This window comes from Pseudomonas sp. PvP089 (assembly GCF_017875165.1).
GTDB lineage: Bacteria > Pseudomonadota > Gammaproteobacteria > Pseudomonadales > Pseudomonadaceae > Aquipseudomonas > Aquipseudomonas fortuita.
This window is the reverse complement of sequence record NZ_JAGGME010000001.1, coordinates 4,530,928-4,550,810: the sequence shown is the minus strand read 5'-3', so window position 1 is coordinate 4,550,810 and position 19,883 is coordinate 4,530,928. Positions and strand designations below refer to the sequence as shown.

Below are 19,883 nucleotides of genomic sequence, written 5' to 3'. Positions count from 1 at the left end.
AAAGCCCAAGCCAAGCACCCAGGAACCGAACCTTGCGCACAGCCTTACTGTTCATTTTCCTGCTGCTCACCGCCTGCAACCAGGGCCCCACCCTTGAGCGCCTGGGCGGCCCGACCATGGGTAGCAGCTACAGCATCCAGTACGTTCGCGAGCCTGGCGGCCCGGCGCCGGCCCAGGTGCAGGCAGCGGTCGAAACCATTCTTGGTGAAATCGACCGGCACTATTCGACCTACCGCGGCGACTCTACCGTCAGCCGTTTCAACCAGTTGCCCGCCAACCAGTGCCTGGCCCTGCCACCCGACATGCTTGAACTGGTTGCCCTTGGCCAGCACCTGGCCGAGCAGAGTGAGGGTGCCTTTGACCTCACCGTTGAACCCTTGCTTGACCTGTGGGGTTTCGGCCCCCAGGCCCGCCATGAGCGGGTACCCGACCCGCAAGCCGTGGCCCAGGTTCGTCAGCGTGTGGGTTACCGGCACTTGCATATCGAAGACCAGGCCCTGTGCAAGGACGCCCCGGTGCAGCTCGACTTCAATAGCATCGCCGCCGGCCATGCCGTGGACTTGATCGCTGCGCGCCTGCGCGCCATGGGTATAGCCAGTTTTGTCGCCGAAGCCACTGGCGAGCTCAAGGCGGTTGGCCGCAAGCCCGATGGCAGTCCCTGGCGCATCGCCCTGGAGTTGCCCCGTGAAGACCGCCAGATCGCCCGGCAGATCATTGCAGTCAATGAGCTTTCAGTCTCAACCTCGGGTGACTATCGGCACTATTTCGAGGAGAATGGCCGGCGTTATTCGCACACCTTCGATGCCCGCCTCGGGCGCCCCGTGCAGCACGACCTGGCTGCAGTCACCGTACTGGACGCCTCGGCGTTGCAGGCCGACGGCTATTCGACACTGCTGCTGATCCTTGGCCCTGAGCGTGGCTGGGATTTTGCCGTGGCGCACGGCTTGGCCGCGGTATTGGTGACTCGGGCCGAGGGTGGCTTCGTCTCTCGAGCTACGCCCGCATTCGAACGGGCGGTGAAAGGCGATTGAAAGCGCAGGCAGGGATGATGGCCGCCAGGGAATGGGTGAACCAAATGTAGTGCGGGCAAAATTGGCCTACGACGCGACCAAGGGTTAATGTGCGCGGCGTTCAGGCTTGATTAGACTGCACCCGAATTTTCTCATGACGCCCCGGCGGCATGATCGCGTCCCGCGAGCGACCGTGGCTTGCGGGCCAGTTCTGAAGGAGTACGCATGGCTGTCTACAACTACGACGTAGTGGTGCTGGGTTCCGGCCCGGCCGGTGAAGGCGCGGCAATGAACGCCGCCAAAGCAGGGCGCAAGGTAGCGATGGTCGATGACCGTCGCCAGGTCGGTGGCAACTGCACGCACCTGGGTACCATCCCGTCCAAGGCACTGCGTCACTCGGTGCGGCAGATCATGCAGTTCAACACCAACCCGATGTTCCGGGCGATCGGTGAGCCGCGCTGGTTCTCGTTTCCGGACGTGCTGAAAAGCGCCGAGAAGGTGATTTCCAAGCAAGTTGCATCGCGCACCGGCTACTACGCCCGCAACCGTGTTGATGTGTTCGTCGGCACCGGCAGCTTTGCCGACGAGCAAACCGTTGAAGTGGTGTGCCCGAACGGTGTAGTTGAAAAGCTCAACGCCAAGCACATCATCATCGCCACCGGCTCGCGCCCTTACCGCCCGGCCGACATCGACTTCCACCATCCGCGGGTCTACGACAGCGACACCATCCTCAGCCTCAGCCACACCCCGCGCAAGCTGATCGTGTACGGCGCCGGTGTGATCGGTTGCGAGTACGCGTCGATCTTCAGCGGCCTGGGCGTGCTGGTAGAGCTGGTGGATAACCGTGGCCAACTGTTGAGCTTCCTGGATTCGGAAATTTCCCAGGCACTGAGCTACCACTTCAGCAACAACAACATCACCGTGCGCCACAACGAAGAGTATGAGCGTGTCGAAGGCCTGGACAACGGGGTGATCCTGCACCTGAAGTCGGGCAAGAAGATCAAGGCCGACGCCTTGCTGTGGTGCAACGGCCGGACCGGCAACACCGACAAGCTGGGCCTGGAGAACATCGGCATCAAGGTCAACAGCCGTGGCCAGATCGAGGTCGACGAGGCTTATCGCACTACCGTGCCGAACATCTACGGCGCCGGTGACGTGATCGGCTGGCCGAGCCTGGCCAGTGCCGCCCATGACCAGGGGCGTTCTGCGGCTGGCAGCATCGTCGACAATGGCAGCTGGCGCTTCGTCAATGACGTACCGACCGGCATCTACACCATTCCGGAAATCAGCTCGATCGGCAAGAACGAGCAGGAACTGACCCAGGCCAAGGTGCCATACGAAGTGGGCAAGGCCTTCTTCAAGAGCATGGCGCGTGCGCAGATCGCCGGCGAGCCGCAGGGCATGCTGAAGATCCTGTTCCACCGTGAAACCCTGGAAATCCTCGGCGTGCACTGCTTCGGCTACCAGGCTTCGGAGATCGTCCATATCGGCCAGGCGATCATGAACCAGCCGGGTGAGCAGAACAACCTGAAGTACTTCGTCAACACCACGTTCAACTACCCGACCATGGCCGAAGCCTATCGGGTAGCTGCCTACGATGGCCTGAACCGGCTTTTTTGAGCGGCTCCGACCGGTGGCCTGAGCCGGTCGGAGAGACCGATTTCAACACTACCCGAGGGTGGTCTTGGCCAAACCGGGAAAGTCTGTAATCAGGCTGTCCACGCCAAAGTCCGCGAGCCGGCGCATCAGTGCCGGCTCGTTGACCGTCCACACCGATACGTGCAAACCCTGGCCCTGCGCTTTAAGCAGGCGCTCGGGGGTGCACAGTGTCCAGTTCAATGCCAGCAGTTCACAGCCGTAGTTCTGCGCCACCTTCAACGGGTCGAGCCAGGCGTACTCGGCGACCAGCCCGCGCTTCACGTCTGGCACCAGCTCCAGGGCGGCGCCCAGCACTTCGCGTGAGCTGGAGGTGATGGTGACCTTGTCCAGCAGGCCATGCTGCTGGGCCAATTCGCGAATTGCCAACACGGTGGTGGCAGCACGGGTGCGCGAGGCGCTTTTTACCTCAAGCTGCCAGTGCTCGAACGGGCATTTTTCGAACAGCTCTTCCAGTTTCGGTATAGGGCAGGGCTGCACGTGGCCCGGGCCGCCTTTGCGCGCATCGATCTTCATCAAGTCGGCGGCCGGGTGGTCGACCACCTTGCCGCGTCGGCCAGTGGTGCGCTTGAGGGTGGGGTCGTGGATCACCATCAGCTCGTTGTCGGCCGACAGGTGCAGGTCCAGTTCGCAGCGGGTGACGCCGTGGGACAGGCACTGGCGGAAGCTGTGCAGTGTGTTCTCGGGTGCTTCGCCCTTGGCGCCGCGATGGCCGTAGATCAGGGTCACGTTCGTTCCTTCAAATCAGAGAAAAACAGGGTCATGGGGCGGGATCGTTCTGTTCCAGCTGCTGGCGCCGCTGTTGTTGCTGGCGCTGCAGGATATAGCGAGCCAGCAGTTGACGCTGGGCGTCGGTCATGTCGATGAATTCGGTACCGACCTCGAAGCCGCCCGCGGGGCGCGGGTCGCAATGGGTGACCTTGCCGCGCAGCAGCAAACCGTGGGCGCGGGGCATCAGCACCATCTTCACTTTCACCCGGGTGCCAGGGGCAACCTGCGTGGCCTGGGCGAATTCGATACCGCCTTCGGAAAGCACGACCGGCACAGGCTGGCCTACTTCGCCGAGCAGGGTCTGGGCAACGACTGCACTGAGCAGGTCGAGGCGTTTGTTCTGCGCCCGCAGGAAGGCCGCGAGTGTGCGGTCCTTGTCGCTCAACTGACGCAGCAGGTGCTGCGACTCGAAGTCGGACAGGTGCAGCTCGCTCAGCAGGTTGAACAGCGGAGAATCATCTTGCAATACATCTGGCTCAAGGGCTTCGGCCGCACTGAGGGGGCTGATTTGAAGTGCGATCCGGTCTTCGATGCGGTAGTATTCGCGGCGATCTTCTTCGTCTAATGTCGTCATGGCGAACCCAAGGTAGCGGCGGTGGTCCGAGTGTAAAGCCGCCGTAGGCGCCTCGCCACAAGGACGTTCCCTTTCATCCGAACAAGCCCCGACATGTTCAGACCTCTTTTCGCATTCATAGGCACGCGTTATACCCGTGCCAAACGCCGTAACCACTTCGTCTCGTTCATTTCCCTGACCTCGATGATCGGCCTCGCCCTGGGCGTGGTGGTGATGATCGTGGTGCTGTCGGTGATGAACGGCTTCGACCACGAGATGCGCACCCGCGTGCTCGGCATGATCCCGCATGCCACGCTGGAGAGCGGCCAGCCCATTGCCGACTGGCCGGCCCTTGCCCAACAAGTAAAGCAGAATCCGCAGGTGGTGGCGGTTGCGCCGTTCACCCAGATGCAGGGGCTGCTGACCCATGACGGCAAGGTGCAGAAGGTGCTGCTCAACGGCATCGACCCGGCCCGCGAGCGCGAGGTGTCGATCATCGACAACTTTGTCCTGCAAGGCCGCCTCGACCAGCTGGCGCCGGGTGAGTGGGGCATCATGATCGGCGACAAGGCTGCGGCCAAGCTGGGGGTGGGCATTGGCGACAAACTCACCTTCGTGGCCCCCGAGGTCAGCGTGACGCCGGCCGGCATGTTCCCGCGCATGAAACGCTTCACCGTGGTTGGCACCTTTCACGTCGGCGCAGGCGAGATCGACGGTTACCTGGGGCTGACCAACATCAGCGACCTTTCCCGCCTGCACCGCTGGAAGCCCGACCAGGTGCAGGGCCTGCGCCTGAAGTTCGACGACCTGTTCCAGGCGCCGCGCGTGGCCTGGAGCATCGCACAGCAGCTGGGCGACCAGGAGTTCTACAGCCGTGACTGGACCCGCACCCACGGCAACCTGTACCAGGCCATCCGCATGGAAAAGGCCATGATCGGCCTGCTGTTGCTGCTGATCGTGGCGGTGGCGGCGTTCAACATCATTTCTACCCTGGTGATGGTGGTCAACGACAAGCGCGGCGACATTGCCATCTTGCGCACCCTGGGCGCCACGCCCGGCCAGATCATGCTCATCTTCATGGTCCAGGGCACGGTGATCGGGGTGATCGGTACCCTGATCGGCGCCGTGGTCGGGATCGTTGCTGCGCTGAACGTGAGTGCGGCGATCGCCGGCATCGAGAAGCTGATCGGGCACAAGTTCCTGAACGCCGACGTGTACTTCATCGATTACCTGCCGTCGCAGATCCAGTCCCAGGACGTGTACATGGTCTGCGGTGCGGCGCTGGTCCTGAGTTTCTTCGCCACCCTGTACCCGGCCTGGCGTGCGGCCCGCACCCAGCCTGCAGAGGCGCTACGTTATGAGTGAGTCGCGCATGAGTGATAAAGCCGTTCTGAGTTGCCGCAACCTGGGCAAGTCTTACGACGAAGGCCCGGAATCGGTGAAGGTGCTATCCGGGCTCAACCTTGAGCTGCATGCCGGTGAGCGGGTGGCCATTGTCGGTAGCTCCGGTTCGGGCAAGAGTACCTTGCTCAACCTGTTGGGCGGCCTTGATCGGCCCACACAAGGCAGCGTATGGCTGGCTGGCGAAGAGCTGTCGGCCCTGGGTGAACGTGCCCGTGGCCTGCTGCGCAACCGTGAGCTGGGCTTTGTCTACCAGTTCCACCACCTGTTGCCGGAATTCACCGCCATCGAGAACGTGTGCATGCCGCTGCTGATCGGCCGCACGCCCATCCCTGAGGCCCGGGAACGTGCCGAGGCGCTGCTCAAGCGGGTGGGCCTGGGCCACCGCCTGAACCACAAGCCGGCCGAATTGTCTGGTGGTGAGCGCCAGCGGGTGGCGATTGCCCGGGCACTCGTCAACCGCCCCGGCCTGGTGATGCTCGATGAGCCTACCGGCAACCTCGACCACCATACCGCACAAGGCATCCAGGAACTGATGCAGGAGCTGTCCAGTTCGTCGCGCACGGCGTTCCTGGTGGTGACCCATGACCTCAACCTGGCGCGGCAGATGGACCGTGTATTGAAGCTCGACGACGGCCACCTGGTGGCGATCTGATCGACTGCTCGGGGTGGCAGGTGCCGCCCCGTTTTCCTGTTTTCATTGGGTGATTTCGTACATGTTCAGACCCTTGCCCATCTTCATCGGCGCGCGCTACACCCGAGCCAAGCGGCGCAACCACTTCATCTCGTTCATCTCGATGACCTCGATGATCGGCCTGTCGCTGGGCGTGCTGGCGATGATCGTGGTGCTGTCGGTGATGAACGGCTTCCAGCGCGAAATGAGCTCGCGCATTCTCGGCCTGGTACCGCATGCCGCCATCCTCGGCGTGCAGCCGCTGGACGACTGGCACAAGGTGGCCGACGCAGCCTTGCAGAACCCGGCGGTGATGGCGGCTGCGCCGATTACCGAAATGGAGGGCATGCTCTCGTACAAGGGTGCGATGCAGCCGATCCAGGTGGGCGGTATCGACCCGGCCGAAGAGGGCAAGGTCTCGATCGTTGGCCAGCACATTGTCCAGGGCCGCCTGCAGGACCTGCAGCCGGGTGAGTTCGGTGTGGTCATTGGTGAATTGACCGCACGGCGCTTCCGCCTGAACACCGGCGACAAGCTGACCCTGATCGTGCCGGAAATCAGCAAGGAGCCGGGTGGCATTACCCCGCGCATGCAGCGCCTGACCGTGGTCGGTATCTTCAAGGTCGGTGCCGAGCTGGATGGTTCGCAAGCCTACATCCACGTCGCCGATGCCGGCGAGATGCAACGTTGGGCACCGGGCCAGGTGCAGGGCGTGCGCCTGAAGCTGCATGACCTGTATGCCGCGCCGCAGGTGTCCAAGGCGATTGCAGCCGGGCTGGGTGACGCCTACCGCGCCGATGACTGGTCGCACACCCAGGGCAGCCTGTTCAGCGCCATGAAGATGGAAAAGACCATGATCGGCCTGCTGTTGATGATGATCATCGCCGTGGCGGCCTTCAATATCATTGCCACCTTGGTAATGGTGGTGAACGACAAGGGGCCGGACATTGCCATTCTGCGGACCTTGGGCGCCACGCCTGCGCAGATCATGGGCACGTTCATGGTCCAGGGCAGCCTGATTGGTGTTGTCGGGACGCTGATCGGCGGCGTGCTGGGCGTGATTGCGGCGTTCAATGTCAGCCAGATCGTGGGTTGGCTGGAGCGGGTGAGCGGGCAACACATCTTTACTTCGGATGTGTACTTCGTCAGCAGCTTGCCGTCGCAATTGCAGTGGGGCGATGTGGTGATGATCTGCACGGCGGGGTTGGTGATGAGCTTCCTGGCGACCATTTACCCGGCTTATCGGGCGTCGCAGGTGCAGCCGGCGATTGGCCTGGCGGTTTGAGGTAGGTTCCAGGGCCCATCGCCGGCAAGCCAGCTCCCACAGGTGCCGCGCAGGCTCCCGGCTTGATGCGTACCCGTGGGGGCGGCTTGCCGGCGATGGGCCGCGAAGCGGCCCCATTTTCACCGATCCTGGCTGAACTCGATCACGAACCGTGTCCACCCATCTTCACATTCCGCCCGAATGCCCCCGCCATGGGCCTGCACGATCGACCGGGTAATCGCCAAGCCCAACCCAGCATGCTCGCTACTGCCTTCGCGCCGTGCCGGGTCCACACGGTAAAAGCGGTCGAACAACCGCGGTAAAGCAGCTGGCTCGATGGCCGGCCCGGTATTGGCCACGCTGATTCTCGGCCCAGGCGCCAGTGTCACCCTTATCTGCCCGCCCGCCGGGGTAAAGCGCATGGCGTTATCCAGCAGGTTGGACAGCGCCCGGCGCAGCATATGCCGGTCACCGTGCAACACGGCCTCCCCCTCGCGCAGCATCTGCACATTGTTGTCTTCGGCCAGCGGCGCGTAGTACTCCAGCAGCGCATCCACCTCGTCATGCAACGCCAACGGCGCTTGCCCCGGTACCAGCAAGCCGTGATCGGCTTTGGCCAGGAACAACATGTCGTTGATCATTTGCGCCATCCACTGCAGTTCTTCCAGGTTGCCATGCAGCGCTTCGCGGTACTCCTCAAGGCTGCGTGGGCGGGTGAGGGTAACCTGGGTATGAGTTAGCAGATTGGACAGCGGCGTGCGCAACTCGTGGGCTATGTCGGCAGAAAATGCCGACAGGCGCTGGAAGGCGTCGTCCAGGCGCTGCAGCATGGCGTTCATGCTGGTGGCCAGTTCGGCCAGCTCTTCGGGCATTTGCGCCACCGGCAGGCGTGTGGTGAGCGAGCGTGCCGACACGCTGGCGGCCACCTGGCCCATCTGCCGTAACGGGCGCAGGCCGCTGCGTACCGCCCAGGCGCCGAGCAGCGCGGTGGCCAGCGCTGAAAGGCCGACCGTCAGCCAGATCAGGCGTTGCATGCCCTGCAGGAAATGCTGGTGGTGGGTGATGTCGAGGTACAGGGCCAGTTGTGGCGACTGCACGGCGCCCTGCGCCAGGTGCACAGCCAGGCTGCGGTAGTCGGTGCCTTGTGCATGCAGGGTGGCCAGCCCGGCGGGCAGCGGTGCCTGCGGTAGCCCGGTGCGGCTTTCGAACCAGGTGGTGCCGTCGCTGCCGCTGATGCGCAGGGCCAGATCGGCCTGGTGGCTCAGCTCATCGCGCAGGGCGGGCAGGCGTGCCTGCAGCTCGGTTGGGGTGGCGATGCCAGCCAGTTGCGTACGGAACAGTGACAGGCGCGAGTCCAGCAGTTGCTGGTCGAGTTCGACGAAGTGCTGCTCGCTGGCCCGGCTGAACAACACGCCGGCGCCCAGCGAAACGGCGGCGGTGCAGGCGGCAAACAACAGGGCCAGACGGCTGCCGAGGGAAACCCTGCGCATCATTCCGTGCGCTCTTCGAGCACATAGCCCATGCCACGTACGGTGTGGATCAGCTTGTTGGGGTGCGGGTCGTCGATTTTCAGGCGCAGGCGGCGGATCGCCACTTCGATCACGTTGGTGTCGCTGTCGAAATTCATGTCCCACACCTGCGAGGCGATCAGCGATTTTGGCAATACCTCGCCTTGGCGGCGCAGCAGCAGTTCGAGCAGGGCGAACTCCTTGGCGGTCAGGTCGATACGCTGGCCGGCGCGCTCGGCGCGGCGGCGGATCAAGTCCAGGCGCAGGTCGGCCAGGTTCAGGGTGGTGTCCTGGCTGGGGCTGGTGCCGCGGCGCAACAGGCTGCGCACCCGGGCCAGCAGTTCGGAAAAGGCGAACGGCTTGACCAGATAGTCGTCGGCGCCCAGCTCCAGGCCATGCACGCGGTCCTCGACGGCATCGCGGGCGGTGAGGAACAGTACTGGCGTATCCAGGCCGGCCTGGCGCACGGCCTGGAGGATCTGCCAGCCGTCACGTCCAGGCAACATTACGTCGAGGATCAGCAGGTCGTGGTCGCCGGTCAGGGCCAGGAACTGGCCGGTTTCGCCATCGGTGGCCAGCTCAGTGGCGAAGCCGGCCTCGCTCAAGCCCTGGCTGAGGTACTGGCCGGTGCGGGCCTGGTCTTCGACGATCAGCAGTTTCATGCACTGTCCATAATCTGAAAGTTTGTACCTGCCCTGTGGAAGCGGGTGATGTAGTGGCTGAAATGATACGTGACGAAGCGCAGGCACGCCCAAGCTGACAAAGTTGTAATCTCCCTGTCAGGTAGCTGCCAGTCGCCCGTGACTAAGGTGGCCTCATCCTGTTGTACATTTCCGGAGTCATCATGAAACGCCTGTTCATCGCCGTCCTTGCCCTGGCCAGCCTGCCGACCTTTGCCGGCGAGGCGCAAACTTTCGCCTTTGGCGAGCCGGCCCCGGCGAACAAAGCCACCCGCACGGTCAACGTGGTGCTCAAGGACATCGCCTTCGAGCCCAGAAACCTGCAGGTAAAAGCCGGCGAGACGGTGCGCTTCGTGCTGGTCAACGAGGGTAAGCTGCCGCATGAATTCAACCTGGGTGACAAGGCCATGCATGCCGAGCACCAGAAGGAAATGGTCGCCATGCAAGGCAAGCTGTTCACCGAGGCCATGAACCACGAAGGCATGGACCACGGCCAGATGATGGGTCACGGCGGCGGCCATGGCCACGGTGGCGGCAACACGGTGCTGGTCATGCCAGGCCAGCGCGCCGAGCTGACCTGGACCTTCCGCAAGTCGGCGCCCATCGAGTTCGCCTGCAACGTGCCGGGGCATTATCAGGCTGGCATGGTCGGGGCGTTGACCATCGAGTGACTTGCGCTCCAAGGCAGGGTGCAAAACCGGTAGACTAGGGGCAATTTCGAACCTCTAGGTCAGTTTCCATGCATCCTGCTGCCGAACACTCGCCGCTGGGCAAGTCCAGCGAATACATTGCCACCTACTCCCCGGAGCAACTCTTCCCGATCCCGCGTACCGCCAAGTGGGCTGAGCTGGGCGTCACTGCACAGACCTTGCCCTGGCAGGGCGTGGATTACTGGAACTGCTTCGAATTGAGCTGGCTGCTGCCGTCGGGCAAACCGGTGGTGGCGATCGGCGAGTTCGCCATCCCGGCCGATTCGCCGAACATCATCGAGTCCAAGTCGTTCAAGTTGTACCTCAACTCGCTGAATCAGACGGTGTTTGCCTCGCTGGGCGAATTGCAGGCCTGCCTGGAGAAAGACCTGTCTGCCGCGGCCGGCAAGCCGGTGGGGGTGAAGGTACGTACCTTGGCTGAAGTCGAGGGCCAAGGCGTGGAGGCCTTGCCTGGGCTGTGCATCGATGCGCTGGACGTTGCCATCAGCAACTACGAGCAGCCGCAGCCTGAGCTGCTGCGCTGCACCCCGGAGCGAGTGGTAGAAGAAACCTTGCACAGCCACCTGCTGAAGTCCAACTGCCCCGTTACCGGCCAGCCGGACTGGGGCAGCGTGGTGGTCGAGTACAAGGGCAGGGCGCTGGACCACGCCAGCCTGCTGACCTATCTGATCAGCTTCCGCCAGCATGCCGACTTCCATGAGCAGTGCGTAGAACGCATTTATCTGGACTTGAAGAACCTGCTGCAGCCCGAGCACCTGACGGTGTATGCGCGGTATGTGCGCCGGGGTGGGCTGGATATCAACCCGTACCGTAGCACTGGGGCGATCAGCCCGAAGAATGTGCGTCTGGTGCGTCAGTAACTCTGACCGGACTGGGGCCGTTTCTCGGCCCATTCGCGGGGCAAGCCCGCTCCCACAGGTGCCGCACTGCCCTCAAGTGCAGCGAATAGCCTGTGGGAGCGGGCTTGTCCCGCGAATGGGGCGCGAAGCGGCCCTTGCTGTATCAGATACCCATGCTGTGCAGCGAGTTGGCAATGCTGCGCAGGGTGGCGGTAAGGTCTGGGTGGTCAGCCTCGAAGCGTTCGATTGCCAGGTTCACGCCATCCACCAGGTTGTTGTCTGGCGTGGCTTCCTCCAGTTTCAGTTGCGCCTCGATCTGGCGCGCTTCTTCGTGCAGCGCAGCCAGTTCGTCTTCCGAAAGCGGTACGTTGCGGTCCAGTTGCTCGCGCAGGCTGTTCAGGCGCTTTTGCAATTCGCGGGCAGGCATGGGTAGTTCTCCATCAATGGCTTGGCAAACCATGGACCTTAGCGAAGCGGCAAAGGTTCTGGTCTGCCTTCAGCGTAATCCACCTGAAGCTGCTTTGCATGATCCGCATCAAGGGTGCTGTATCAAGGTTTTTCACCTTTGCGCCGGCGCTGGGTGATGTCCTGCAGGCAGGTATCCAGCGCTTCCAGGTGGTCGATGACCGAGTGCACCCCCAGGCCGAACAGTTCCAGCGTCGCCTTGCCACGGGCCGCGTCCTGTTGCTGTGAGGTCATGGCTTGCCATTGCCGAGAGCTGCGATCGCAGAATGGGCTGCAGGCGGCCAGGCCAACTGTCCACAAGCCGGCGTTAAGGCCGGACTGCAGCAGTTGTGGGTTGCCGCTGACCAGTACGCAGCCGTCCAGGCGTTCGCTTTCCAGGGTCATCAACGCCTGCCAGCAGGCGTTGGGCGCCGGCCAGCGTACGCCGTTTACCGAATGCCCCGGCAGCCAGTCGGGCAGTACGTGTGCCAGGCGCTTGCTTTGGGTGGCGCTGAGGTCATCCAGCCAGATGCACGGCACCTGGTGCTGGCGCAGGCTGGCGAGGGTAGCCAGGGCGCCGGGGGCGGGCGAGGGGGCGCTACCATTGGCCGCCTGCACCAGGCAGCCGCGCAAGCCGAACAGCACAGCAGTGAAGGCGGGTGCAGCGTCCATGGCAACTTCCCCCAAATAGTCCGCAGGCTATTCGTTGATTGTTACCGCCCTGTGACATCGGCCCTTGTGCAACAGTTGTTCACAAAATATTGAACAAACATGTGTAAAGCTGTTTATCAGCCCGCAAGCCTCTATACTGCCGCCTTACCAGCAGCGCGACCCGTTGCGCTTGCGGCCGAGAAATTCGATGGAGAGACATCTATGCGTAGGATCGGTGCCAGTGTGATCGAACGAGTCACCCAGGCCTGTGTCTGCGCCAGCATGCTGCTGGCGCCCGTGGCAGCCACCCAGGCAGCCACCGAGGAAGATCCCTGGGAAGCGGTCAACCGGCCGATCTTCCGCTTCAACGATACCCTCGACACCTATGCCCTCAAGCCGTTGGCCAAGGGCTATCAGGCTGTCACGCCGCAGTTCCTTGAAGATGGCATCCACAACATCTTCCGCAACCTGGGCGACGTGACCAACCTGGCCAACGACGTGCTGCAGTTCAAGCCTCATGCGGCGGGTGTGGACACTGCGCGGCTGATCGTCAACACCACCTTCGGCCTGGGCGGTTTCTTCGATGTGGGCACCAAGATGGGCCTGCAGCGCAATGACGAGGACTTCGGGCAGACCTTGGGTTACTGGGGTGTGCCGAGCGGCCCTTACGTGGTCATCCCGCTGCTGGGGCCAAGCACGGTGCGTGATGGCGTGGCCAAGTACCCCGACAGCTACACCAAGCCTTACCGCTACATCGACCATGTGCCGACGCGCAATTCGATATTCGCCCTGGACGTGATCGACACGCGTGCCGACCTGCTGTCCGCCGAGAAGCTGATTCAGGGTGACAAGTACATCTTCATTCGTAACGCCTACCTGCAGAACCGCGAGTTCAAGGTCAAGGATGGCGAAGTCGAAGACGACTTCTGATCTGTGAACAGGGGCCGCAATCGGCCCCTGTTCAATGCATGGCCAGCACGCGCAACCCGAACTTCTGCTGCCCACCCGGCTGGTCGGCAATCCATACCACCTCAGTGCTGGCGTGCAGCCCTTTCAACGCCGGGTGGTCGGAATCGATGCGCACCTCAATCTGATCGCCCACCTGGAAGCGTTGCGGGGCCTGCACCTGCATGCCGCTGCTGGACAGGTCCAGGCACACGGCTGAAATCACCTGGCCTTCATGCAGCAGGCTCACCGCAGTGTCGATGCGCATGCGGATGAAATCGCGTTTTTCACTATGGCTGGAGGGCGTGTGGGGCATGCTGCATCCTTCCCATTGGGGTGCGCTAGTCGACTTTCTTATAACTCCCGGTGATTTGCCCTGTAAAGAGCGGCGAGGTCGACCGTTGCATGCTTGAAACGCCTGCCGGATGGGAGTACCGTCTGCGCCTTACAAGGTACCTTTGACAGTTGCCGGGCAGGTGTTCTTGTCCTACAACTCAAGTAGAGTGTGACCACCAAGAATTCCCGTAGCTGGCCGTCTGCTTTGCCGACACCGCTGCACCAACCCAAATCGGCGCCGTTCGCCCACATGCAGAAAACCAGTGCAACGCTGCTGATTATCGATGATGACGACGTGGTCCGTGCGAGCCTCGCCGCCTATCTCGAAGACAGTGGCTTCAGCGTCCTCCAGGCCGGTAATGGCCAGCAGGGGCTTCAGGTCTTCGAAGAACACCAGCCCGACCTTGTGATCTGCGATTTGCGCATGCCGCAGATGGGCGGCCTCGAACTGATCCGTCAGGTCAGCGAGCGTGCGCCGCAGTTACCGGTGATCGTGGTGTCTGGTGCCGGCGTCATGAGCGATGCGGTGGAAGCGTTGCGCCTGGGCGCCGCCGACTACCTGATCAAGCCGCTGGAAGACCTGGCCGTCCTTGAGCATTCGGTGCGCCGTGCCCTCGACCGCTCGCGTCTGGTGCTGGAAAACCAGCGCTACCGCGACAAGCTCGAAGCGGCCAACCGCGAGCTGGAGGCCAGCCTGCACCTGTTGCAGGAGGACCAGACCGCCGGTCGCCAGGTGCAGATGAACATGCTGCCGGAAAGCCCCTGGGTAGCTGGCGAGTTCGCGTTCGAGCACCAGATCATCCCGTCGTTGTACCTGTCGGGTGATTTTGTCGATTACTTCCGCGTGGACGAGCGGCGCATCGCCTTCTACCTCGCTGATGTTTCCGGGCATGGCGCGTCGTCGGCCTTTGTCACCGTCCTGTTGAAATTCATGACCACGCGACTCATGTTTGAGCTCAAGCGCAGCAAAATGCGCGAGTTCAAGCCGTCCGAAGTGCTCAGTCACATCAACCGCGGCCTGATCAACAGCAAGCTGGGCAAGCACGTCACCATGGTCGGCGGGGTGATCGACGAAGAGTCTGGTCTGTTGACCTACGCCGTGGGTGGGCATTTGCCGCTGCCAGTGCTGCATACCCCGGCGCACACCCGTTACCTGGAAGGCCGGGGCCTGCCGGTGGGGCTGTTCGACGAGGCCACTTATCAGGATCTGGTTGTTGAGCTGCCACCGCAGTTCAGCCTTAGCCTGATGTCCGATGGCATTCTGGACCTTTTGCCGGGTGATACGCTCAAAGATAAAGAAGCCGCCTTGCCGGAGATCGTCAGGGCAGCAGGTGGCAGCCTGGATGGGCTGCGTCAACGATTCGGATTAGCTACGCTTGGGGATATGCCGGATGATATCGCCCTATTGGTGTTAAGCAGGAACCTTCAATGAGTACCGGTAGAATCCAGTTCGCCGAGCAGAGCGGCACCTTCGTACTGAAGTTCGTCGGTGAAGTGCGCCTGACCCTGTGTTCGGCCTTGGATGCGACGATCGAGAAAATTTTCACTGCGTTGAACTTCTCGGCGATTGTCATCGACCTCACCGAAACCGAGAGTATCGACAGCACTACCTTGGGCCTGCTGGCCAAGCTGTCGATCCTGTCGCGGCAGAAGGTCGGCCTGTTGCCGACCGTGGTCACCACCAACCCGGACATTTCCCGGCTGTTGCAGTCGATGGGCTTCGATCAGGTGTTCAACATTGTCGATCGCCCGATTCCTTGCCCTGAGTGCCTGACCGACCTGCCGTCGCAGGACCAGAACGAAGACGTGGTGCGTTCCAAGGTACTGGAGGCGCACAAGATCCTCATGGGCCTGAACGACTCCAACCGCGAAGCCTTCCATGACCTGGTCAATGCGCTGGAGCGGACCTGATCGTTAACCTGCGCCGGCCCATTCGCGGGCTTGCCCGCTCCCACAGGTGCTGCGTAGTTTTCAAGCGGTACACCGCCCCTGTGGGAGCGGGCAAGCCCGCGAAAGGGCCGGCACAGGCAGCAGAATTTCTCGAGCAGACTATTTTCCGCCAATAAACTCGGTAGCCTCACCCCCACCCGCATCGAGCTGATACACCCGCATCGGCCGCCCCTGTTCATCAAAGAATACCTGCCCCAACCCCGCACCGTTCCACAACCGCTCCCCGGCCTTGCTGTGGCTCGGCGTACGTGGCACTACTTCCATCTCCCGACGCTTGGTAAACCAGTTCAGCGGCGAGCGTGGCGCATACAGCCAGCGGTTGAGCCGGTCGAGCACGTCGAGCAGGCGCCGGGGGAACTCGTTCTTGATTCCGCTGCTGGTCACCTGCCACAAATGCGGGCTGCGCTGGCGGTGGCGGATCATTACTTCATAGACAAACGAGTAGTGCACATCCCCGGACAGCACCACGTAGTGGCCCGGCGTACGCGAGTGGCGGAAGATGTTGAGGATGACCTGCGCCGCACCGCGGTGGGCCATCCAGTTTTCGGCATCCACCAAAAGCGGATACCCCAGCCAGCTGAACACCTTCTGCACGGTCTCGATCAGCTTCACGCCAAAAATCGGCGCAGGCGAGACGATGACTGCTGATGGGTGGTCGAGCAGCGCGTGCTGCAGTTCGCTAAGCGCTTCCCAGTCGAGCAGGCCGGATGGCTTGGCCAGGTTGCTTTCGCTGCGCCAGCGCCGGGTACGGGTGTCCAGCACCAGCAAGGGTGGGTTTGTTGGCAAGCTGAATTGCCAGCCCTGAAAGCGCAGCAGATCGCCGATCAGTTCATCGCGGGTTTGGCTGTTCGACGCCTGGCATTGCCTGACCAGTGGCTTGCAGCCGTCCGGATCGTTGCCCCAGGCTTGGCACAGCAGGTAGCCGAGCAGGGCATTGCCGATGATCCGCCGTGAAAACGGGTGGCCGTAGGCGGTTTCTTCCCATTGTGCCGAGAGGTTCCAGTCATCGGTGATGTCGTGGTCGTCGAAGATCATCAGACAGGGCAGGTGGGCCATCACCCGCGCCACCTGGCCGAGGTTCTCGGCAAACGCCTGAATCAGCGGCAGCTCCTGCCGGTAACGCGCCTGGCGCTGGTCGCTGAGCCCGTCGGGCATGACCATGTCCACCCACTGCCAAGGCACGGGTGACCAGACCAGCAGGTACATGGCCATGACTTCGGCGAACGTCACCAGGTGGTTGTCGGCATTGCTGGACGAAAAGATCGGCTTGCGCTTGCCGCCGAAAAAGCGCTCGCGCAGGGTGTCGTTCGTTTCCTGCGCCGGCAACAGGTCGGCGCGGTGGTAGTAGCTGGCCGGGTGCTGGTACAGCGCCTGGCTATCAGGCACCACTGCGCCATCCAGTTGCTCGTCGAACAGGCCCAGGCGCTCGATCAGGCAATGGATAGCACGCAGCATCGGGCCGGCAACATCGTCGGCGTACACCTGGTCGCCGGTCATCAGTAGCACGGCCGGGCGATCTTCGGGTTGCTTGCAGGCTTGCAGCAAGCGGTCGGCGCACAGCAGGCCATCGATGGCGGGGTGGTGGGGCTTGCGGCAGGAGCCGTGCAGCAAGTGGTCGAGCCGATCGCGCAGCACCAGGCTTGGGCGCTGGGTGCCGGGGTAGAGCAGATGCGGCCCCCATCCAGCGATGCCCTGGCCATTGATCAGCAGGTCATAGTCGAGCTGCTGGTTGCGGGGCAGGGCATTGTCGAAGTGTATATCCAGCAGGTGGATGAAGGCGTGCTGGCCGACCGGGACGACCTGGCAATCCACCGTGGCCTCGCTTGCCGGGAGGATGAATTCGGGTTGCAGCGGTTGGGTAGCGACCAGCCAGATGGCCAGGCGCTGGGGTTCCAGGCGGCGCAGTACCGGGCCGGCGAGTACGAGGGGCAAGGGGGTAGAGGAGGTCATCGACAGCTCGGGTGGCTTATCGGGCCCCTTCGCGGGTAAACCCGCTCCCACAAGTACAGCGCCAATTTCAGGCCTGTGGGTATGCGTGTGGGAGCGGGTTTACCCGCGAAGAGGCCCTGGAATTCAATTCACAACTAAAGCTTGGCAAAACAAAAACGGGCGGAAAATGCTGAACACTTCCCGCCCATCAGGCAAACCGGATATGTATCAGGCTTTTTCAGCCATCAACTTCTCCAGCTTCTCCTGGTCCCGGGCAAACTGGCGGATACCTTCGGCCAGCTTTTCGGTGCCCATGGCATCTTCGTTCATCGCCCAGCGGAACTGGCTTTCACTCAACTGCTGCTTGGCCTCACCGGCATTGCCCGGCTTGAGCACGCGCGGCAGTTCACCCTGATCGTCGCTCAGTTGCTGCAGCAGTTCGGGGCTGATGGTCAGGCGGTCGCAGCCGGCCAGTTGTTCGATCTGGCCGATGTTGCGGAAGCTGGCGCCCATCACCACGGTGTTGTAACCATTGGCCTTGTAGTAGTTGTAGATGCGCGTCACCGATTGCACGCCAGGGTCCTCGGCGCCCACGTAATCCGTGCCGGTGCTCTTTTTGTACCAGTCGTAGATACGACCCACGAACGGCGAAATCAGGAACACCCCGGCATCGGCACAGGCCTGGGCCTGGGCGAAGGAGAACAGCAGGGTGAGGTTGGTCTGGATGCCTTCCTTCTCCAGCTGCTCGGCAGCGCGGATGCCTTCCCAGGTGGAGGCCAGCTTGATCAGCACGCGGTCTTTGGAGACCCCGGCTGCGTCATACAGGCCGATCAGCTGGCGGGCTTTGTTCAGCAGCGCCGGTTCATCGAACGACAGGCGTGCATCCACCTCGGTCGAGATACGGCCGGGAATGACCTTGAGAATGCCCGAGCCCACGGCCACCGCGAACTTGTCGCAGGCCAGGTCGACATCGCCCTTGGCATCGGCCTTCACCTGCTTGAGCAGGTCGGCGTAGCCCGGGATGGCGGCAGCCTTGAGCAGCAGCGACGGGTTGGTGGTGGCATCGACCGGCTTCAGGCGGGTGATGGCATCCAGGTCCCCGGTGTCGGCGACCACGGTGGTGAACTGCTTCAGTTGTTCCAGCTTGGAAGTCATGGGCGTGCTCTGTCCTGTGCATTTACTCGACATTACCCGAGCCCCGACAGCCGCTCAAGGGCCTATAGAAGCGGGCTTGCCCACGAAGGGCCGTACGTAAGGTGAAGATTCGAGTGCCCGGCTGCCTTGAGGTTCCACATACTCGTCTGCAGGAGCGGCCTTGTGTCGCGTGCACGGGTAGTATCACCGTCCTTGCAGCAACTCCACCGCCTGGTCAAACACTGCCAGCGGCAGCGCCGCCTTGTGAATGTCTGCCGACAGCAACTGACGGAAGCGCCGCGCCCCCTTGAACCCTTGGGCCAGCCCCAGAATATGCCGGGTAACGTGGTGCATCGCGCCGCCACTTTCCATGTGCGCCACAATATAGGGCCGCAATTGCGCCAGCACTTCGCTACGGCTGACCACCGGCGCATCGCTGCCAAACAGCCGCTGGTCCACCTCGGCCAGCAGGTAAGGGTTGTGATACGCCTCACGCCCGAGCATTACGCCATCGAAGGTTTCAAGGTGTGCCTGGCATTCTTCCAGGGTCTTGATCCCGCCGTTGAGCACGATCTCCAGGTCCGGGAAGTCTGCCTTCAACTGCGCTGCTACTTCATAGCGCAGGGGCGGAACCTCGCGGTTCTCCTTCGGCGACAGTCCTTCCAGAATCGCGATGCGCGCATGCACGGTAAAACTCCGGCAGCCGGCTTCGCGCACCTGGCCGACGAAGTCGCAGAGTTCGGCATAGCTGTCGCGGCCATTGATGCCGATGCGGTGCTTGACCGTCACCGGTGTCGATACCGCATCACGCATGGCTTTCACGCAATCGGCCACCAATGCCGGGTGAGCCATCAGGCAGGCACCGATCATGTTGTTCTGCACCCGGTCGCTCGGGCAGCCGACATTGAGGTTGACCTCGTCGTAGCCCGCGTCCTCGGCCAGGCGTGCGCAGGCGGCCAAATCGGTGGGCACGCTACCGCCCAGTTGCAGGGCCAGCGGGTGCTCGGAGGCATCGTGGCGCAGGAAACGGTGGGCGTCGTTGTGCAGCAGGGCACCGGTGGTGACCATTTCGGTGTAGAGCAAGGTTTGCTTGGAGAGCAGGCGCAGGAAGAAGCGGCAGTGGCGGTCTGTCCAATCCATCATCGGTGCAACGCTGAAGCGGCGTGACGGCTCAGGGCGCGTGGTTGTTGGGCTAGAGCCTGTATTAGCGGTCATATCGTTCAACGTTTTCGGTACCGAATGCTGGATTTTAGGGCGTAGCAGCAAATTGCAGGGGCGGCATTAGCAAATGCTGGCATCAAAAAGGATCTGCGTTTGCCCGGGGTGTCGGCTAGTTTACCAAGAGAGCTTGGTATCCGTCTGGAAACAGGCCGAGTGTTCCGTCTGAGGCCCAATACACGCGTGTAGACGTTAGCTATATGTGTCGGAA

The 19,883-nt window shown here is 62.4% G+C and carries 20 protein-coding genes; 10 read left to right on the top strand and 10 right to left on the bottom strand.

The features are described 5' to 3' along the window. Positions 1 to 32: 32 nt before the first annotated feature. On the top strand, positions 33 to 1,031 hold the full coding sequence (locus J3A71_RS20815; RefSeq protein ID WP_024717338.1) for an FAD:protein FMN transferase: 999 nt from the start codon (positions 33 to 35) through the stop codon (positions 1,029 to 1,031). 204 nt (positions 1,032 to 1,235) lie between these two features. Beyond that, positions 1,236 to 2,630, top strand: coding sequence for a Si-specific NAD(P)(+) transhydrogenase (gene sthA, locus J3A71_RS20810; protein ID WP_016485651.1), 1,395 nt, complete (start codon positions 1,236 to 1,238; stop codon positions 2,628 to 2,630). A 48-nt stretch (positions 2,631 to 2,678) separates the two neighbouring features. On the opposite strand, the gene J3A71_RS20805 is transcribed toward sthA, so the two are convergent. Continuing rightward, entirely contained in the window at positions 2,679 to 3,395 is a 717-nt protein-coding gene (locus tag J3A71_RS20805) for a glycerophosphodiester phosphodiesterase (protein WP_016485652.1), read from the bottom strand. Between the two features lie 31 nt (positions 3,396 to 3,426). After that, positions 3,427 to 4,011 (bottom strand): PilZ domain-containing protein, encoded by a 585-nt coding sequence (locus J3A71_RS20800; protein WP_016485653.1) that lies wholly within the window; start codon positions 4,009 to 4,011, stop codon positions 3,427 to 3,429. Positions 4,012 to 4,104: 93 nt separating this feature from the next. On the opposite strand from J3A71_RS20800, the gene J3A71_RS20795 reads away from it, so the two are divergent. The 3 genes from J3A71_RS20795 to J3A71_RS20785 all read left to right on the top strand — a co-directional run bounded on the left by J3A71_RS20795 (position 4,105) and on the right by J3A71_RS20785 (position 7,349). After that, positions 4,105 to 5,355, top strand: coding sequence for a lipoprotein-releasing ABC transporter permease subunit (locus J3A71_RS20795; RefSeq protein ID WP_016485654.1), 1,251 nt, complete (start codon positions 4,105 to 4,107; stop codon positions 5,353 to 5,355). Between the two features lie 7 nt (positions 5,356 to 5,362). Beyond that, positions 5,363 to 6,046 (top strand): lipoprotein-releasing ABC transporter ATP-binding protein LolD, encoded by a 684-nt coding sequence (gene lolD / locus J3A71_RS20790; protein WP_172901731.1) that lies wholly within the window; start codon positions 5,363 to 5,365, stop codon positions 6,044 to 6,046. Between the two features lie 61 nt (positions 6,047 to 6,107). Beyond that, positions 6,108 to 7,349 (top strand): lipoprotein-releasing ABC transporter permease subunit, encoded by a 1,242-nt coding sequence (locus J3A71_RS20785; protein WP_024717337.1) that lies wholly within the window; start codon positions 6,108 to 6,110, stop codon positions 7,347 to 7,349. Between the two features lie 119 nt (positions 7,350 to 7,468). Here the strand turns inward: J3A71_RS20785 and J3A71_RS20780 are convergent, their stop codons facing one another. Together J3A71_RS20780 and cinR are read right to left on the bottom strand one after the other, a co-directional pair. Next, positions 7,469 to 8,821, bottom strand: a complete 1,353-nt coding sequence (locus J3A71_RS20780; RefSeq protein WP_016485657.1) for a heavy metal sensor histidine kinase — start codon at positions 8,819 to 8,821, stop codon at positions 7,469 to 7,471. Beyond that, positions 8,818 to 9,498, bottom strand: a complete 681-nt coding sequence (gene cinR / locus J3A71_RS20775; protein ID WP_016485658.1) for a two-component system response regulator CinR — start codon at positions 9,496 to 9,498, stop codon at positions 8,818 to 8,820. Before cinR ends, J3A71_RS20780 begins: the two co-directional genes overlap by 4 nt. Before the next feature lie 182 nt (positions 9,499 to 9,680). Here cinR and J3A71_RS20770 point away from each other — a divergent pair, with 182 nt between their 5' ends. After that, positions 9,681 to 10,187 (top strand): cupredoxin family protein, encoded by a 507-nt coding sequence (locus tag J3A71_RS20770; protein WP_096425811.1) that lies wholly within the window; start codon positions 9,681 to 9,683, stop codon positions 10,185 to 10,187. A 68-nt stretch (positions 10,188 to 10,255) separates the two neighbouring features. Beyond that, complete coding sequence (gene queF / locus J3A71_RS20765) at positions 10,256 to 11,086, top strand: NADPH-dependent 7-cyano-7-deazaguanine reductase QueF (protein WP_016485660.1); 831 nt, start codon at positions 10,256 to 10,258, stop codon at positions 11,084 to 11,086. A gap of 142 nt (positions 11,087 to 11,228) precedes the next feature. On the opposite strand, the gene J3A71_RS20760 is transcribed toward queF, so the two are convergent. After that, on the bottom strand, positions 11,229 to 11,492 hold the full coding sequence (locus tag J3A71_RS20760) for a DUF4404 family protein (protein ID WP_016485661.1): 264 nt from the start codon (positions 11,490 to 11,492) through the stop codon (positions 11,229 to 11,231). A gap of 122 nt (positions 11,493 to 11,614) precedes the next feature. After that, positions 11,615 to 12,181: a hypothetical protein gene (locus tag J3A71_RS20755; protein WP_016485662.1), complete on the bottom strand. Its 567-nt coding sequence runs from the start codon at positions 12,179 to 12,181 to the stop codon at positions 11,615 to 11,617. 201 nt (positions 12,182 to 12,382) lie between these two features. Here J3A71_RS20755 and J3A71_RS20750 point away from each other — a divergent pair, with 201 nt between their 5' ends. Then, positions 12,383 to 13,090 (top strand): VacJ family lipoprotein, encoded by a 708-nt coding sequence (locus tag J3A71_RS20750; RefSeq protein WP_016485663.1) that lies wholly within the window; start codon positions 12,383 to 12,385, stop codon positions 13,088 to 13,090. A gap of 31 nt (positions 13,091 to 13,121) precedes the next feature. Here the strand turns inward: J3A71_RS20750 and J3A71_RS20745 are convergent, their stop codons facing one another. Beyond that, the gene (locus J3A71_RS20745) at positions 13,122 to 13,421 is read right to left on the bottom strand and encodes a PilZ domain-containing protein (protein ID WP_016485664.1); all 300 of its coding nucleotides are present in this window, start codon (positions 13,419 to 13,421) and stop codon (positions 13,122 to 13,124) included. 270 nt (positions 13,422 to 13,691) lie between these two features. On the opposite strand from J3A71_RS20745, the gene rssB reads away from it, so the two are divergent. Further along, the gene (gene rssB / locus J3A71_RS20740) at positions 13,692 to 14,873 is read left to right on the top strand and encodes a two-component system response regulator RssB (protein ID WP_024717336.1); all 1,182 of its coding nucleotides are present in this window, start codon (positions 13,692 to 13,694) and stop codon (positions 14,871 to 14,873) included. Further along, the gene (rssC, locus tag J3A71_RS20735; protein ID WP_013971741.1) at positions 14,870 to 15,352 is read left to right on the top strand and encodes an anti-sigma factor antagonist RssC; all 483 of its coding nucleotides are present in this window, start codon (positions 14,870 to 14,872) and stop codon (positions 15,350 to 15,352) included. The genes rssB and rssC overlap by 4 nt, the downstream gene beginning before the upstream one ends. Before the next feature lie 138 nt (positions 15,353 to 15,490). On the opposite strand, the gene J3A71_RS20730 is transcribed toward rssC, so the two are convergent. From J3A71_RS20730 to dusA, 3 genes are all read right to left on the bottom strand, one after another. Next, positions 15,491 to 17,341: an alkaline phosphatase D family protein gene (locus J3A71_RS20730; protein WP_096425813.1), complete on the bottom strand. Its 1,851-nt coding sequence runs from the start codon at positions 17,339 to 17,341 to the stop codon at positions 15,491 to 15,493. A 207-nt stretch (positions 17,342 to 17,548) separates the two neighbouring features. Next, complete coding sequence (tal, locus tag J3A71_RS20725) at positions 17,549 to 18,475, bottom strand: transaldolase (protein ID WP_016485667.1); 927 nt, start codon at positions 18,473 to 18,475, stop codon at positions 17,549 to 17,551. Positions 18,476 to 18,658: 183 nt separating this feature from the next. After that, positions 18,659 to 19,669, bottom strand: a complete 1,011-nt coding sequence (gene dusA / locus J3A71_RS20720) for a tRNA dihydrouridine(20/20a) synthase DusA (protein WP_096425814.1) — start codon at positions 19,667 to 19,669, stop codon at positions 18,659 to 18,661. Between the last annotated feature and the right edge of the window lie 214 nt (positions 19,670 to 19,883).

Coding starts and splice junctions, on each gene's coding strand:
- J3A71_RS20795 (WP_016485654.1), top strand. CDS start 4,105: ATGTTCAGACCTCTTTTCGCATTCATAGGCACGCGTTATACCCGTGCC.
- cinR (WP_016485658.1), bottom strand. CDS start 9,498: ATGAAACTGCTGATCGTCGAAGACCAGGCCCGCACCGGCCAGTACCTC.
- J3A71_RS20730 (WP_096425813.1), bottom strand. CDS start 17,341: ATGACCTCCTCTACCCCCTTGCCCCTCGTACTCGCCGGCCCGGTACTG.
- tal (WP_016485667.1), bottom strand. CDS start 18,475: ATGACTTCCAAGCTGGAACAACTGAAGCAGTTCACCACCGTGGTCGCC.
- lolD (WP_172901731.1), top strand. CDS start 5,363: ATGAGTGATAAAGCCGTTCTGAGTTGCCGCAACCTGGGCAAGTCTTAC.
- dusA (WP_096425814.1), bottom strand. CDS start 19,669: ATGACCGCTAATACAGGCTCTAGCCCAACAACCACGCGCCCTGAGCCG.
- J3A71_RS20745 (WP_016485664.1), bottom strand. CDS start 13,421: ATGCCCCACACGCCCTCCAGCCATAGTGAAAAACGCGATTTCATCCGC.
- J3A71_RS20780 (WP_016485657.1), bottom strand. CDS start 8,821: ATGATGCGCAGGGTTTCCCTCGGCAGCCGTCTGGCCCTGTTGTTTGCC.
- J3A71_RS20760 (WP_016485661.1), bottom strand. CDS start 11,492: ATGCCTGCCCGCGAATTGCAAAAGCGCCTGAACAGCCTGCGCGAGCAA.
- J3A71_RS20755 (WP_016485662.1), bottom strand. CDS start 12,181: ATGGACGCTGCACCCGCCTTCACTGCTGTGCTGTTCGGCTTGCGCGGC.
- sthA (WP_016485651.1), top strand. CDS start 1,236: ATGGCTGTCTACAACTACGACGTAGTGGTGCTGGGTTCCGGCCCGGCC.
- J3A71_RS20785 (WP_024717337.1), top strand. CDS start 6,108: ATGTTCAGACCCTTGCCCATCTTCATCGGCGCGCGCTACACCCGAGCC.
- J3A71_RS20800 (WP_016485653.1), bottom strand. CDS start 4,011: ATGACGACATTAGACGAAGAAGATCGCCGCGAATACTACCGCATCGAA.
- rssC (WP_013971741.1), top strand. CDS start 14,870: ATGAGTACCGGTAGAATCCAGTTCGCCGAGCAGAGCGGCACCTTCGTA.
- queF (WP_016485660.1), top strand. CDS start 10,256: ATGCATCCTGCTGCCGAACACTCGCCGCTGGGCAAGTCCAGCGAATAC.
- rssB (WP_024717336.1), top strand. CDS start 13,692: ATGCAGAAAACCAGTGCAACGCTGCTGATTATCGATGATGACGACGTG.
- J3A71_RS20770 (WP_096425811.1), top strand. CDS start 9,681: ATGAAACGCCTGTTCATCGCCGTCCTTGCCCTGGCCAGCCTGCCGACC.
- J3A71_RS20750 (WP_016485663.1), top strand. CDS start 12,383: ATGCGTAGGATCGGTGCCAGTGTGATCGAACGAGTCACCCAGGCCTGT.